Source organism: Bradyrhizobium sp. CCBAU 11357 (genome assembly GCF_028128865.1).
Classification (GTDB): domain Bacteria; phylum Pseudomonadota; class Alphaproteobacteria; order Rhizobiales; family Xanthobacteraceae; genus Bradyrhizobium.
The window spans coordinates 65,791-80,542 of the sequence record NZ_LBJW01000099.1 but is presented as its reverse complement, the minus strand read 5'-3'; the positions used below and the strand labels follow the sequence as shown (position 1 = coordinate 80,542).

Below are 14,752 nucleotides of genomic sequence, written 5' to 3'. Positions count from 1 at the left end.
TTGCGCCGCGATATGGCAAAATCTGTGACAACACCCACCTGATCCCCTAACGCTAACCTCCACCGGCACGGTTAAGGACGACAGCCATGGCAATCGACGACAAAACCAGAACGGAGCTCGAGGCGGCCGCTTTCCGGCGCCTGGTCGAGCATCTGCGGAGCCGGACGGACGTCCAGAACATCGACCTGATGAATCTGGCCGGTTTCTGCCGCAACTGCCTCTCCAACTGGCTCAAGGACGCCGCGGACGCCCAGGGCGTCGCCTTGAGCAAGGACGAGAGCCGGGAGGCCGTCTACGGCATGCCCTACGAGACCTGGAAGGCGAAGCACCAGGGCGCGGCCACGCCCGAGCAGCTCGAGGCGATGAAGAAGGTCCATCCCCACGGGCATTGAACGGCCCATCGCCGAGCCCTGAGTCGCTCCACACAACAGCTTTCTTTGCATCAGTGCAGGAAGGTGTGGGCGCGCTGTGGACGAGCGTGATGCTTGCTTGAACGCTGGGAGCGGCGACCCTAAGGGTCTACCCAGCACGCGCGGTGAGGGATGCCGGCGTCACCTCGTTTTGCCAGTTCCATTGGGAGTACCAAGATGGCCACCTCCGCCGCCGTCCGCGACGACGAGCCCGCGACGAAATTTGCCAAGGACCAGCTCAAATCCATCATCGAGCGCATCGAGCGGCTGGAGGAAGAGAAGAAGGCGATCTCCGACGACATCCGCGACGTCTATGCCGAGAGCAAGGGCAACGGCTACGACGTCAAGGCGCTGCGCACCATCGTGCGCCTGCGCAAGCAGGACCCCAACGAGCGCGCCGAGGCCGAGACCATTCTCGAGACCTACATGCAGGCACTGGGCATGCTGTGAGGCGCCTCGCCCGGTCGGCGTTGCAGCGCACCAAGCTTGGGCAAAATCTCGGCATCTGCTAGATTGCTCGGTGAAGGGACCGAGCGATGGACGTGCCCGGACCAGAGCGCAGGCTTGCCGCGGTTCTCGCCGCCGACATGGTCGGCTTCAGCCGACTGATGGAGGTCGACGAGGCCGGCACCCTTGCGCGCCTCAAGACCCATCGTGTCGAACTCATCGATCCCGCCATTGCCAAGAATCGCGGCCGTATCATCAAGACGACCGGCGACGGCATGCTCGCGGAATTCCACAGCGTCGTCGATGCCGTGCTATGTGCGGCCGAGGTTCAGCGGCGCATGGCGCGGCGCAATGCCGACGTCGCGCCGCCGCGGTGGATCCAATTCCGCATCGGCATCAATCTCGGCGACGTCATCGTCGATCAAAACGACATTTTCGGCGATGGCGTCAACGTCGCGGCGCGGCTGGAAACGCTGGCCGAGCCTGGAGGCATCTGCATCTCCAGCGCGGTTCGCGACCAGCTGGGCGAGCGCCTCGACGGCGTCGCATTCGAGGACATCGGCGAGCAGAACGTCAAGAACATCGCGCGCGCCATCCGCGTCTACCGGATCCGATTGGAGGATGTGGCAAGCACGCCAGCGGGTGCGACGGCCGCCGCAAAGCCGACTGGCAAGTCGAAGAAGCCGTCGATCGCCGTGCTGCCGTTCGCCAATATGAGCGGCGATCCGGAGCAGGAGTTCTTTGCAGACGGTCTCACCGAGGACATCATCACCGAGCTTTCACGCTTCCACGACCTGCTGGTGATCTCGCGCAACTCGACCTTCGTGTACAAGGGAAAGTCGGTCAAGGTACAGGATGTTGGCCGCGAATTCGGTGTCGACTACGTCATCGAGGGAAGCGTGCGAAAGGCCGGGGATCGCGTCCGCGTCACCGTGCAGCTGATCGATGCGGAGACGGATCGGCACATTTGGGCCGAGCGTTACGACGGCGAGCTCAAGGACATCTTCGCCATCCAGGACGAGATGACCCGGGCAATCGCCGCCACGTTGCCCGGCCGCGTCGAGGCGGCGACGCACGATCGCGCGAACCGCAAGCCGACGGACAACATGGCGGCCTACGAATGCGTGCTGGCCGCGAAAGTCTTGCACCATCGCTCCAATCGCGACGACAATGCGCGGGCGCAAGTTCTGCTCGACCGGGCGCTCGAACTCGACGCGAGCTATGCGCACGCGCATGCGTGGAAGGCGTGCGTTCTGGGCCAGACCTGGGTCTATAATTGGTGCGCGGATCGCGACGCCACCTTTGAGCAGGTGGCTTCAGAGCTGGAAACCGCGCTGGTCCTCGACGACAATGACAGCGACGTCCACCGCATCCTCGCGGCACTCAATCTGAATCGCGACGACCATGATAAGGCCACTTACCATCAGGAACGCGCGCTCGCGCTCAACCCGAACTATGACCTCGTGGTGGTGCAGCAGGGCGAACTGCTGACCTGGCTGGGGCGGCCGGAGGAGGGCATCGACTGGATCAAGAAGGCGATGCGGCTCAACCCGTATCACCCGGAACGATTCTGGAGCCATCTCGGGCGTGCCTATTACTGTGCCGAAAAATACGCCGAAGCCGCCGAAGCCCTCTCGCGGATCTCACGCCCCGATCACACCCATCATGCGTTCCTCGCCGGGATCTTCGCGCAGATGGGCAATGCAGTGGCTGCCGGCGCGCACGCGGCCGAAGTTCTCAAGCGTGAGCCGGCATTTTCCGTCGCCAATCATCTTTCCACCCAGCATTATAAGCGGGAGGTCGATCGTCAGCGCTATGAGGCAGGCCTCCTTCGGGCAGGCCTGCCGGCTTGATCCGGCGCACGGAGGAGACTGCCTGCGATCATCGCAAGATGGGCTAAGAATTCGCGAAGGTCGCTATGCGCCTCAGCGCAGCGCGGCGGTGCGCACGACGAACGACGTCGTCTCGAGCTTTGCGGTCGCGCTGCCCGAGAAATTGTCGCAGGACAGGCCCTGCATCGGGTCGTCGGAGAAGCCCATCGCGATCACGGCCTTCGGCTTGACGAAATAGCCGCGGAGCGCCGTGGTATCGAGCTCGCCCATCAGCGTCACCGACATCGCGCGGCTGGCGCTCGGCGACAGCATCACGATCTTGAGCCAGATGCTCTCGCCCTTGGCCGCGGAGAGGCGGGTCGCGGTTGCGATCCTGCCGTCGATGCTCTTGCCGACCACGGTGTTGATCTCCGTCGCCTGAGCCACGCTGCGGGGGCGGGCGGTGCGCGGGATCGGCGCGGAGGCGGCGACGACATTGGTGCGGTCGACCGGGGAGGCCGCCGGCGCGAAAGCCAGGGCCTGGAGGGCCGCGTTGGACACGCTGGCGGTTGGTTGCTGATCGGTGGCCGCGGCCAGCGCCTGGCGCGCCTTCAGCGCTGCGATCTGCGCCGGCGTCGCCTGCTGCGGCGTGGCCGGAACGTCATCCCAGAAGCCGCGCGCATTGATGATGTCGGCCGGGGTCTCCGGCTTGCCGGAAGCGGGCTTGTCAGCCACGGGCGCGGGCTTCGGCTTGGGCGGCGCGACGATCTGCGCATCTGCCGAGGCGAGCTGGATCGCTGCGGCGATCTGCGGCTTGGCGCGCGGTGTCGGCACCGGCTCGGCGGGCTTGGCGGCGGCTGCGACGACGGTCGGTGCCGCCGGCTTCGCGGCCGGAGCGGGCGCGCCCTCGTCATCCTCGTCGCTGGTGGCCGGAGCTGCCGACTTGCCCTTGAACAGCGCGGCGAAGAAATTCGGCTTGCTGCCGGCATCGTCGGCGCTGCCGCGTCGCTCGATCTCGGCCTTGGCGAGCTCATAGTTCTTCAGCGGCACGCCGTCGGTCGGCAGATGCACCGTCTTGCCGTCCGGGAACACGCGCGCGAGCTGGTCATGCGTCATTCGCGGCCAGTGCCGGACGCTGCCGGTGTCGAGGTGCACGAAGGGCGAGCCGGAGGTCGGATAGAAGCCGACGCCGCCGCGCTGGAGGCGCAGGCCGGCGAAGCGGATCTGCTCCAGCGGCACCCCCGGGATGTAGAAGTCCATCGCATGTCCCAGCATATGCTGGCTGGCGCGCGCCACGCCGGAGGAGCGGCGGCGGAGCATGGCGTTAGTGGCGGGGGAGCGGTAGGAGGAGATGATCTGGATCGGCTGCTTGCCGTCGACGTCGCGGTAGACTTCCCAGAGGATGTCAAAGAGGCGGCGGTCCATCACCGTCTCGTCCTGGGTGCGCCAGTCGCGCAGGAAATGGTTGAGCTGCTTCAGCGCCGCTTCGTCATAGCGCCCGTCGCGCTTGAAGGTGACCGTGAGGTCTTCGCCGGAATGGGTGTGGTGGAAGGAGAGCGTCTTGGTCTCGTTCAGCGCGGCGGCGTCATGAACCGAACCGGCGGCCGCAAGCAGCAATGCAGCCGCGAGGCCGATCCGGGATCCGGCCTTCACGCCCGCATGGGACAACGACAGCACAGCAAGTTGGCGTGCGAGACCAGTCAGCACGTATGAGCCCACCCAGTCGACGAGCGTTCAAATGGACTCTCCCGCCAACCCCGTTAGCAGCGCGAAAGAGGATGAACGCTTTCTTAAAGCGAGAAGGTTAATTTGAAGTTGACCTTCCCGCCCCCAAACCAAGTCAGAATACGATCCTAAGCCGTTGACTGTGGCAAAAAAACGCCCGCTGCCCCAGGGCGGGTCGCAGCATGGTTAACGTTAAGCGGCCTCATCCTGGGGATGAGGCCGCTGATTTCATTGTACAATTCCTTGTAAGCCAAGGGTGCCGAGCGAGGCTCAGCGGGTAAACACCCGCTGCGGACGGCGGCCGACCGGCGCCGGCGGCGCGGCCTGGGTGGGCGCCCCGAACAGCCGCTCGAAGAAATTGGGCCCGGACGAGCCGAAGCCGCTGTTAGCCACGGCCACCCCGGAGGGCAGCGTCGTCGCCGGACGCGAATAGCTCGGCTGGGAATGCGCCACGACGGCCTCGAGGTCCTTGCCGCGGTTGTTCTTCAGGATGTTGATCATGGTCGCGTCGCGGCCATAGACGTCCTTGCGGAATTGCAGCTTGCCGGCGTCGTCCACGAACGCGGTCTGATAGGTGATGTTGACCGGGATCGGCGTCGGGAATTTCAGGTCGATCTCGCTCTTGCCGTACATGCTGCGCACGCGCTCCGGCGTGTACTTCTCGCCCGGCATGGCGATGTTGAGCAGCACGGAGGCGTACTGATCCGGATTCTGCACGCGCATGCAGCCATGGCTGAAGGCGCGCTCGTCCCTGGCGAACAAATGCTTGTCCGGCGTGTCGTGCTGATAGACCAGGAACTTGTTCGGGAAGTTGAAGCGGATGCGGCCCAGCGCGTTGGCCTCGCCGGGCGGCTGCGAGATGTGCACCGAACCGTCGCGGTTCTGCTCGAGCCTGAGGCCCATGCGCTGAAGCACGGTCGGGTCCTGCTGCAACGCCGGCAGGTATTCGTTGTAGACGATCGACGGCGGCACGTTCCAGGTCGGATTGACCGTGATGTACTTCATCGTCTCGGTGAGCAGCGGGGTCGCATGCGACCCCGGCTTGCCGGTCACGACACGGGTGGTCCAGACCTGCTGGCCGCGCTGCATCACCTTCAGCGTGAAGTCCGGAATGTTGAGGATGACATAGGCATCGCCCAGCGCCGGCGTGCCGAGGTCGCGCGGCAGCCAGCGCCAGCGCTCCATGTTCACCAGCACCACGTCGATCTGCTTGTCGCGCTTGGGGGTGTTGAGCGCCTTGACCGTCTTGTCGTCGAGGATGCCGGTCGGCTTCAGCTCGACGCTGGTCTGGAATTTGCGCACGGCTTCGGCCACCGCGGCGTCGTAGCGGGTGTCGCTGGCATTCTCGGCGAGGCCGAGCTTGGCGCGCAGTTGCGGCACGCGCGGATCATCCACGACGATCTCAGCCTGCTTCTTGCCGGCCGGGGTATATTTCAGCGCCGGACCGTCGGCGATCTCGATCACCGGACCGCTGCCCTGGCCGCGCAGTTCGGCGAGCTTGGCCTTCAGCTCCTTGTAGAGCTTGTGCGGCGGGTTGTAGCTGTCGAGCGCCGCAGAGGTATCGCTCGCGGTCGTGACCTTGGCGAGCACCTCGCCGGGGTCGACCGGGTGCTCGGGATAGAGGATGTCGCCGCTGACCTGCGACCAATGCATGCGGCCGCTCTGGGCGTGGCGCGCATAATCGAACATCCCGGCGGTAAGCTTGAGCTCGGCATCGGCCAGCGCATCGGGCGTCGTGGCGGCGGCGAAATCCGGCACCGGATAGTCGGCGGGATTGAGACCGTCGGAGGCCGCGTCCTTGAGCCGCGCGATCACGCCCTTGGCCGCAGCAGTCAGGCTGCCGCCTTGCGTCCAGACCGGCGCGAAGTCGCGCGCGCCGTAAAACTTCTCGACGGCCGCCCGCTCGTTCTTGCGGTCGAAATGGCGCGAGGTCTTGGCGCCGATCATGTCCTTGAGCCTGTCCGCGACCGGCTGGTCGGCGGCGGGCACGGTGCTTGCGGCCTTCACCGGCTCTGCGGCCGGTGCTGCGGGAGCCGCCGGTGTGGCGGTTGCAGTGTCAGCCTTGGGAGGCTCGGCCTTTGCCGGCTCGGTTTTCGCAGTCTCGCCCTTCGGCGCTTCTGGCGCGGGTGTGGTGGCAACGTCGGACGGCTTGGTCTCGACCTTGTCCGGCACTGGTGCGACGTCCGTCTTGGCGGAGTCCCTCGCAGCGTCCTTCGTCGAATCCTGCACCGTGGCGGTGGTGTCGAGCTTGATGTCGGCTGCAGTCGGGGGCGGGACGTTTGCGGGCTCGGGGCGCGGGATCGCAGCTTCGATCGCGAGCTCGGCGGCGCTGCTGCGCACCTGATCCTGCGCCAGGGCCGAGCTGGCCGACACCGTGAGGAAGGTTGCCGCGACCGTCATCAAGACACGGTCAAAGCCCACACGATGGTTCAAACAGTCACGCATTGTGTCGCACCCCTCGGGTGAGCTGTTCCTTCGTGGAACAGCTTCGTTATCGCCTAGTGATGAGTTACGGCTAAAACCGCGCCGGCCTCTCGAAAGTTGCACGCCTGCACGCAACGATTCTGACGCAGACGATATACAGGCCCCGATTTCGCAGCCAGCGCTACTCGGGACGACTCACGACAAACTGACTTCAAGGGAGCCTCTTGGCAACGGATTGTACGCTTCTGCCACGCGCTTTTCCCTCTGTCTGTCACTTCCAAGTCACGGTTCAAATCGCAACCGAATTCTGTCGTCATGCGAACGGTTTAGAGCGGACTCGCAGCGGCGCGCGAACCCCCGTTCTCACTGGGCTCAATGCGTCTCCTCGCCGCTTTTGCCGCCATGCCCGGGAACCCCGGCCTCGTCGAGTTTGCGATAGAGCGTGGAGCGGCCGATCTTGAGGCGGCGGGCCACTTCGGACATCTGGCCGCGATAGTGCGAGATCGCGAACCGGATGATCTCGTTCTCCATGTTGTCCAGCGGGCGAACATCCCCGGTCGCAGTGAGCATGGAGAGCGTCCCCACCAGGGGGAGCGGAGCGATTGGTATCTCATTACCCGATACCAGCGAGGGTGCCGCCGCCGGCTCGAGCATCAGCGGGGCGGTCGGAATTTCCGTGGCGGGATGTGGCTGCGAGGCGAGCAGCGGGAAGTCGCCGAGAGCGAGCTGGTCTCCGTCGCTCATCACCACGGCGCGGTAGACCGCGTTCTCGAGCTGGCGGATGTTGCCGGGCCAGTCCAGCTGGGCAAGGTGGGCCACCGCCTCGCCGCTGATCCCGGTGATCGGGCGGTTCTCCTCGGCGGCGAAGCGCGCGATGAAATGCCTGAGCAGATGCGGGATATCCTCGCGCCGCGCGCGCAGCGAGGGGATCGTCAGCGGCAACACGTGCAGCCGATAGAACAGGTCTTCGCGGAAATGTCCCTGCTTGACCCGCTCCAGCAGCTTGCGATTGGTGGCCGAGATGATGCGGACGTCGACCTTGAGCGGCTTGCGGCCGCCGACCGATTCCACGGCGCCTTCCTGGAGCGCGCGCAGCAGCTTCACTTGCGCCGTCAGCGGCAGCTCGCTGACCTCGTCCAGAAACAGCGTGCCGCCATGAGCCTCGACGAACTTGCCGGTGTGCCGCTCGGTGGCGCCGGTGAAGGCGCCCTTCTCATGCCCGAACAGGATGGACTCGACGAGGTTGTCTGGAATCGCGCCGCAATTGACCGCGACGAACGGCTTGGCCTTGCGCTCGCCGCTGCCATGGATGGCGCGCGCGAACATCTCCTTGCCGACGCCGGACTCGCCCTCGATCAGCACGGGGATCGCCGAGTTTGCCGCCTTCTGGGCGGCACGCATCACGCCCGCCATCGCTTCGGAGCGGGTGATGATGTCGGAGAAGGTGAGCCGTCCTTCGCGGCTGTGACGGATGCGCTGCAATTCGCCCTTGAGCGCGGACGTGTTGAGCGCGTTGCGCAGCGAGACCTGGAGCCGCTCGACGCCGACCGGCTTGACGACGAAATCGGCCGCGCCCGCGCGCATCGCGGAGATCACGTTGTCGATGCCGCCATGGGCGGTCTGCACGATGACGGGGACGCTCAGGCCGGCTTCGCGGATCTTGGCCAATACGCCCATGCCGTCGAGGCCGGGCATCACGAGATCGAGGATGACGGCGTCGATGGCCGGTCCGTCGGGGGCGGTGAGGGCGGCGATTGCGGCGTCGCCGGAGTCCACGACGACCGTCTCATAGCCGCATTTCTGCACCATGTTCTCGACCAGCCGGCGGGCTACAGCGTCGTCGTCGGCGATCAAAATACTGGCAGCCATGGTGTTCCCCGCACGCTACTACTATCTGTCTCGAATCGGGGCACTCTGGCCGAAGCCGATTAACGCACGCTTAATCCTTGATGCCCCCGCCCGCCTCCGCGATTGTTGAACACAGGTTTCCCACACAATGAATTCGCGCTCCAAGTCTGCCTCGAACAAGCCCGCTCTTAAGACGACCGCTCTCAAGAAGTCCGCTCCCAGCAAGCCCGCTCTCCGCAAGCCAAGCACCAAGAAATCCGCCGCCAAGGCCAGACCCTCCAAAGCTGCAAGCAAGACCGGCAAGCTTCCGGAGTGGAACCTGGCCGACCTCTACTCCGGGATCGGCGCGCCGGAAGTGGCGCGCGATCTCGAGAAAATGGATGCCGACTGCGTCGCCTTCGAGACGGACTACAAGGGCAAGCTGGCGACAGGGACAGCAAACGAAGATGGCGGAAAATGGCTCGCCGAAGCGGTGCGACGCTATGAGGCGATCGACGATCTCGCCGGCCGTCTCGGCTCCTATGCCGGCCTCGTCCATGCCGGCGACAGCGTGGACCCTGCGATTTCAAAGTTTTACGGCGATGTGTCCGAGCGGCTGACGGCGGCGTCCACGCATCTGTTGTTCTTCGCGCTCGAGCTCAACAGGATCGATGACGATATTTTGAATCGCGCGATGCAGGCCGCCGAGCTCGCGCACTACCGTCCCTGGATCGAGGATCTGCGCAAGGAGAAGCCGTACCAGCTCGACGACAAGCTCGAGCAGCTTTTCCTCGAGAAGGCGCAGACCGGCTATTCTGCCTTCAACCGGCTGTTCGACCAGACCATCTCCGGCCTGCGTTTCAAGATCGGCACCAAGGAGCTCGCGATCGAGCCCACGCTCAACCTGTTGCAGGACCGCGACGGCTCCAAGCGCAAGAGCGCGGCGGAGGCGCTGGCGAAGACCTTCAAGACCAACGAGCGTACCTTTGCGCTGATCACCAACACGCTCGCCAAGGACAAGGACATCTCCGACCGTTGGCGCGGCTTCAAGGACGTTGCCGATTCCCGCCATCTGAACAATCGCGTCGAGCGCGAGGTCGTCGACGCGCTGGTCGCCTCGGTGCGCGCAGCCTATCCGAAACTGTCGCATCGCTATTATGCGCTGAAGGCGAAATGGTTCGGCAAGAAGCGGCTGGCCTATTGGGACCGCAACGCGCCGCTGCCCTTTGCGGCGACCGACGTCATCGCCTGGCCGGAGGCGCGCAGCATGGTGCTGACGGCCTATCGCGGCTTCTCGCCCAAAATGGCCGATATCGCCGAGCGCTTCTTCACCGACCGCTGGATCGACGCGCCGGTGCGGCCGGGCAAGGCGCCGGGGGCGTTCTCGCATCCGACCACACCGTCGGCGCATCCTTACGTGCTGATGAACTACCAGGGCAAGCCGCGCGACGTGATGACGCTCGCGCATGAGCTCGGCCATGGCGTCCATCAGGTGCTCGCGGCAAAGAACGGTGCGCTGATGGCGCCGACGCCGCTGACGCTGGCGGAGACCGCGAGCGTGTTCGGCGAAATGCTCACCTTCAAGCGACTGCTGGCCCAGACCAAGAACGCGAAGCAGCGCCAGGCGCTGCTCGCCGGCAAGGTCGAGGACATGATCAACACCGTGGTGCGGCAGATCGCGTTCTATTCCTTCGAGCGCGCGGTCCACACCGAGCGCAAGAACGGCGAGCTCACCGCGGCGCGGCTCGGCGAGATCTGGCTGTCGGTGCAGGGCGAGAGCCTGGGACCGGCGATCGAGATCAAGGCGGGCTATGAGAATTACTGGATGTACATCCCGCACTTCATCCACTCGCCGTTCTACGTCTACGCCTACGCATTCGGCGACTGTCTCGTGAACTCGCTCTATGCGGTCTATGAGAACGCGGCCGAGGGTTTTGCCGAGCGCTATCTCGACATGCTCGCCGCCGGCGGCACCAAGCACTATTCCGAGCTGCTGCGCCCGTTCGGGCTCGATGCGAAGGACCCGAAGTTCTGGGACGGCGGGCTCAGCGTCATCGCGGGGATGATCGACGAGCTCGAGGCGATGGGCTGAGGCGCGCGGGCGCTTTTGGAGATGGGTCGCACGTAAAACATCTGTTGAACTTAGGCTTCGGTGATGTTATACATATGTATAACTCGCTGGAGCCCATGCCATGAAGATCGAGATCAAGAAGATTGGCAATTCCGACGGGCTACTGCTGCCCCGTGAATTGATGCAGCGGCTCGATCTCAAGCGCGGACAGCAATTGCACATCGTGGAATTACCCGGCGGTGGTTTTCAGTTGCTGCCATACGATCCCGACTTCGAGCGGACGATGGAAATCGCCGACGAGGTGATGGACAAGTATCGCGACACGCTCGCGGCGCTTGCGAAATAGTCGGCTCATGCAATGAGCGATCCTCAGGAGCCGCTCTGGATTACCTACGAGCAGGCCGTCGCCATTCACGGCCGGCAACTCCGACGCTTTGGAGGGGCGCCTGGACTGCGTGACGAAGGCATGTTGCGGTCCGCGCTCGATCGACCGATCAACAAATGGCGCTACGAGCAGGCGCCGTTGGACGAGCTTGCCGCAGCCCATGCATTCGGGCTCGCGAAGAATCATGCGTTTGTCGATGGAAACAAACGTATTGCCTTCATGGCGATGATGATTTTTCTGCACAAGAATGGCGTGGCGTTCAGTCCCGATCCGGCGGAAGCGACGACCATCATCCTCTCTCTCGCCGCCGGCGAAGTCAGCGAGCAGAGCCTCGCGCGCTGGATCCGCGACAATTGGAATTCCAAATGACCCGATTTGCGGGAAAACCCCGCTTCGGTGCCGTTGCCCTGTCTAAATCTTTCAGGTATCCCAGCCCGAGAATTCGACGTTCGACTGGGGACATTCCATGGCTGATCATAGCGAAGTGGCGTACACCACTGCCGACGGCAACGACTACGTTGCCCACGAGCAGACCTATGAGGGTTTCATCAAGCTGGTGAAATACGGCACGGCCTCGGTCGCGCTCATCGTGATCCTGATGGCGATCTTCCTCACCTGATCGATCCGTTGCCGCACCGCCAGCGCTGTCGGTGCCCATAAAATTTGCATTCAAGCCGGTTCTAAAACCGGTATCCAACGTTGCGGGAGTAACGCTAAGTTCGCGTGCGCGCTTTGTCCCGCGTCGCCGGAGGGCCTATGAAGATCGCCGTTGCCAAGGAAATCGATCCGTCGGAGCCGCGCGTCGCCGCTTCGCCTGATACGGTGAAAAAATTCAAGGCGCTCGGCGCCGAGATCGCCGTCGAGCCCGGCGCCGGCATCAAGTCGGGCCTGCCGGATTCCGAATTCACCGCCGTGGGCGCCACCGTCAGCGCAGACGCGCTCAAGGACGCCGACATCATCATCAAGGTGAAGCGTCCCGAGGCATCCGAGCTTGCGCAGTACAAGCGCGGCGCCCTCGTCATCGCCATCATGGACCCTTACGGCAACGAGGCCGCGCTGAAGACGATCGCGGATGCGGGCGTCGCGGCCTTCGCGATGGAATTGATGCCGCGCATCACCCGCGCGCAGGTGATGGACGTGCTGTCCTCGCAGGCCAACCTCGCCGGCTACCGTGCCGTGATCGAGGGCGCCGAGGCCTTCGGCCGCGCCTTTCCGATGATGATGACCGCAGCCGGCACCGTGCCCGCCGCCAAGGTGTTCGTGATGGGCGTCGGCGTCGCCGGCCTCCAGGCGATCGCGACCGCCCGCCGTCTCGGCGCCGTGGTGACCGCGACCGACGTCCGACCCGCCACCAAGGAACAGGTCGAGTCGCTCGGCGCAAAGTTCCTCGCCGTCGAGGACGAGGAGTTCAAGAACGCACAGACCGCCGGCGGCTACGCCAAGGAAATGTCCAAAGAGTACCAGGCCAAGCAGGCCGCGCTCACTGCCGAGCACATCAAGAAGCAGGACATCGTCATCACCACCGCGCTGATTCCGGGCCGGCCGGCGCCGAAGCTCGTCAGTGCCGACATGGTGAGATCGATGAAGCCCGGCTCGGTGCTGGTCGATCTCGCCGTCGAGCGCGGCGGCAATGTCGAGGGCGCCAAGGCCGGCGAGGTCGTCGACCTCGATGGCATCAAGATCGTGGGCTACACCAACGTCGCCGGCCGCGTTGCAGCCTCGGCCTCCAGCCTCTATGCCCGCAATCTGTTCTCCTTCATCGAGACCATGGTCGACAAGAACGAGAAGAAGCTCGCCGTGAACTGGGACGACGAGCTCGTCAAGGCCACCGCGCTCACCAAGGACGGCGCCGTGATCCACCCGAACTTCCAGCCGAAGGCTTAAGGAGACCCGTTATGGAGCACGCTGCACAGGTCGTCGACCCCTTCATCTTCCGGCTGTCGATCTTCGTCCTCGCCGTCTTCGTCGGCTACTTCGTGGTGTGGTCGGTGACACCCGCGCTGCACACGCCGCTGATGAGCGTGACCAACGCGATCTCCTCGGTGATCGTGGTCGGTGCGCTGCTTGCCGGCGGCGTCGCCAATGTTTCGAGCGGCTCCGGCTGGGCGCGAGCCTTCGGTTTCGTCGCGCTGATCTTTGCCTGCATCAACATCTTCGGCGGCTTCCTTGTCACCCAGCGCATGCTGGCGATGTACAAGAAGAAGTCGAAGTGAGCGGCCACCTCGGGCTGATGGGATCAATGGGGACCTGAGATGAGCGCCAACCTCTCTGCATTTCTGTATCTCGTGGCGGGAGTGCTGTTCATCCTGTCGCTGCGTGGGCTATCCAGCCCGGCTTCGTCGCGCCAGGGCAATCTGTTCGGCATGATCGGCATGGCGATCGCGGTCGCCACCACGCTTGCCAACCATCCGCCGGCTGACGGTCTCGCGTGGGTGCTGGTGATCGTCGGCATCGCGATTGGCGCCGCGATCGGCGCGGTGATCGCGCGGCGCGTGCCCATGACGTCGATGCCGGAGCTCGTCGCGGCCTTCCACTCGCTGGTCGGCATGGCCGCGGTGCTGGTCGCCGCCGGCGCGTTCTATGCGCCCGAGGCGTTCGACATCGGCACGCCGGGCAATATCCACACCCAGAGCCTGGTCGAAATGTCGCTCGGCGTCGCCATCGGCGCGCTGACCTTCACCGGCTCGGTGATCGCATTCCTCAAGCTTTCGGCACGGATGAGCGGCGCTCCGATCATCCTGCCGGCCCGCCACGTGATCAACATCGCGCTCGCGGTGGCGCTGGTCGCCTGCATCGTCGGTCTCGTCGTCACCGGCAGCCCCGTGTTCTTCTGGCTGAACGTCATCCTGGCGCTTCTGCTCGGCGTGCTCATGATCATCCCGATCGGCGGCGCCGACATGCCGGTCGTGATCTCGATGCTGAACTCCTATTCGGGGTGGGCCGCGGCCGGCATCGGCTTCACGCTCGGCAATTCCGCGCTGATCATTACCGGCGCGCTGGTCGGCTCCTCGGGCGCGATCCTGTCCTACATCATGTGCCACGCGATGAACCGGTCCTTCATCTCGGTCATCCTCGGCGGCTTCGGCGGTGAGACCGCTGCGGCCGGCGGCGGTACGGGCGAGCAGAAGCCCGCCAAGCTCGGCTCGGCGGACGATGCCGCCTTCATCATGAAGAACGCCTCCAAGGTCATCATCGTGCCCGGCTACGGCATGGCGGTGGCGCAGGCCCAGCACGCGCTGCGCGAAATGGCCGACATCCTGAAGAAGGAAGGCGTCGAGGTGAAATACGCCATTCACCCGGTCGCGGGCCGCATGCCCGGCCACATGAACGTGTTGCTCGCCGAAGCCAACGTTCCCTATGACGAGGTGTTCGAGCTCGAAGACATCAACTCCGAATTCGCGCAGGCCGACATCGCCTTCGTGATCGGCGCCAACGACGTCACCAACCCGGCGGCCGAAGAGGACAAGTCCTCGCCGATCTACGGCATGCCGGTGCTCCAGGTCTGGAAGGCCGGCACGGTGATGTTCATCAAGCGCTCGCTGGCTTCGGGCTATGCCGGTATCGACAATCCGCTGTTCTACCGCGACAACACGATGATGCTGCTCGGCGACGCCAAGAAGGTCACCGAGAACATCGTCAAGGCGATGTGACG

At 64.6% G+C, this 14,752-nt stretch carries 13 protein-coding genes; 10 read left to right on the top strand and 3 right to left on the bottom strand.

All coding sequences use genetic code 11. The features are described 5' to 3' along the window. Positions 1-86 precede the first annotated feature (86 nt). The 3 genes from XI05_RS17410 to XI05_RS17400 all read left to right on the top strand — a co-directional run bounded on the left by XI05_RS17410 (position 87) and on the right by XI05_RS17400 (position 2,710). Positions 87-392 (top strand): DUF1244 domain-containing protein, encoded by a 306-nt coding sequence (locus XI05_RS17410; protein WP_271503819.1) that lies wholly within the window; start codon positions 87-89, stop codon positions 390-392. Between the two features lie 195 nt (positions 393-587). Next, entirely contained in the window at positions 588-860 is a 273-nt protein-coding gene (locus XI05_RS17405; protein WP_018641571.1) for a DUF2312 domain-containing protein, read from the top strand. Between the two features lie 86 nt (positions 861-946). Beyond that, complete coding sequence (locus XI05_RS17400) at positions 947-2,710, top strand: adenylate/guanylate cyclase domain-containing protein (protein WP_271503815.1); 1,764 nt, start codon at positions 947-949, stop codon at positions 2,708-2,710. Positions 2,711-2,782: 72 nt separating this feature from the next. Here the strand turns inward: XI05_RS17400 and XI05_RS17395 are convergent, their stop codons facing one another. From XI05_RS17395 to XI05_RS17385, 3 genes are all read right to left on the bottom strand, one after another. Then, entirely contained in the window at positions 2,783-4,375 is a 1,593-nt protein-coding gene (locus tag XI05_RS17395) for a DUF882 domain-containing protein (protein WP_271503812.1), read from the bottom strand. A gap of 288 nt (positions 4,376-4,663) precedes the next feature. Further along, entirely contained in the window at positions 4,664-6,838 is a 2,175-nt protein-coding gene (locus XI05_RS17390; RefSeq protein WP_271503809.1) for a L,D-transpeptidase family protein, read from the bottom strand. A gap of 351 nt (positions 6,839-7,189) precedes the next feature. Next, entirely contained in the window at positions 7,190-8,686 is a 1,497-nt protein-coding gene (locus XI05_RS17385) for a sigma-54-dependent transcriptional regulator (protein WP_271503807.1), read from the bottom strand. A 127-nt stretch (positions 8,687-8,813) separates the two neighbouring features. On the opposite strand from XI05_RS17385, the gene XI05_RS17380 reads away from it, so the two are divergent. From XI05_RS17380 to XI05_RS17350, 7 genes are all read left to right on the top strand, one after another. After that, positions 8,814-10,736, top strand: a complete 1,923-nt coding sequence (locus XI05_RS17380) for a M3 family oligoendopeptidase (RefSeq protein ID WP_271503804.1) — start codon at positions 8,814-8,816, stop codon at positions 10,734-10,736. Positions 10,737-10,836: 100 nt separating this feature from the next. After that, positions 10,837-11,061 (top strand): AbrB family transcriptional regulator, encoded by a 225-nt coding sequence (locus XI05_RS17375; protein ID WP_018641564.1) that lies wholly within the window; start codon positions 10,837-10,839, stop codon positions 11,059-11,061. Positions 11,062-11,073: 12 nt separating this feature from the next. Continuing rightward, positions 11,074-11,469, top strand: a complete 396-nt coding sequence (locus XI05_RS17370; protein WP_271503801.1) for a type II toxin-antitoxin system death-on-curing family toxin — start codon at positions 11,074-11,076, stop codon at positions 11,467-11,469. Positions 11,470-11,566: 97 nt separating this feature from the next. Beyond that, positions 11,567-11,719 (top strand): aa3-type cytochrome c oxidase subunit IV, encoded by a 153-nt coding sequence (locus tag XI05_RS17365; RefSeq protein WP_008136857.1) that lies wholly within the window; start codon positions 11,567-11,569, stop codon positions 11,717-11,719. Between the two features lie 137 nt (positions 11,720-11,856). After that, entirely contained in the window at positions 11,857-12,984 is a 1,128-nt protein-coding gene (locus tag XI05_RS17360) for a Re/Si-specific NAD(P)(+) transhydrogenase subunit alpha (RefSeq protein WP_212254280.1), read from the top strand. Positions 12,985-12,995: 11 nt separating this feature from the next. Beyond that, positions 12,996-13,313: a proton-translocating transhydrogenase family protein gene (locus tag XI05_RS17355; protein ID WP_014492434.1), complete on the top strand. Its 318-nt coding sequence runs from the start codon at positions 12,996-12,998 to the stop codon at positions 13,311-13,313. A 39-nt stretch (positions 13,314-13,352) separates the two neighbouring features. Continuing rightward, positions 13,353-14,750, top strand: coding sequence for an NAD(P)(+) transhydrogenase (Re/Si-specific) subunit beta (locus XI05_RS17350; RefSeq protein WP_172784751.1), 1,398 nt, complete (start codon positions 13,353-13,355; stop codon positions 14,748-14,750). Positions 14,751-14,752 lie beyond the last annotated feature (2 nt).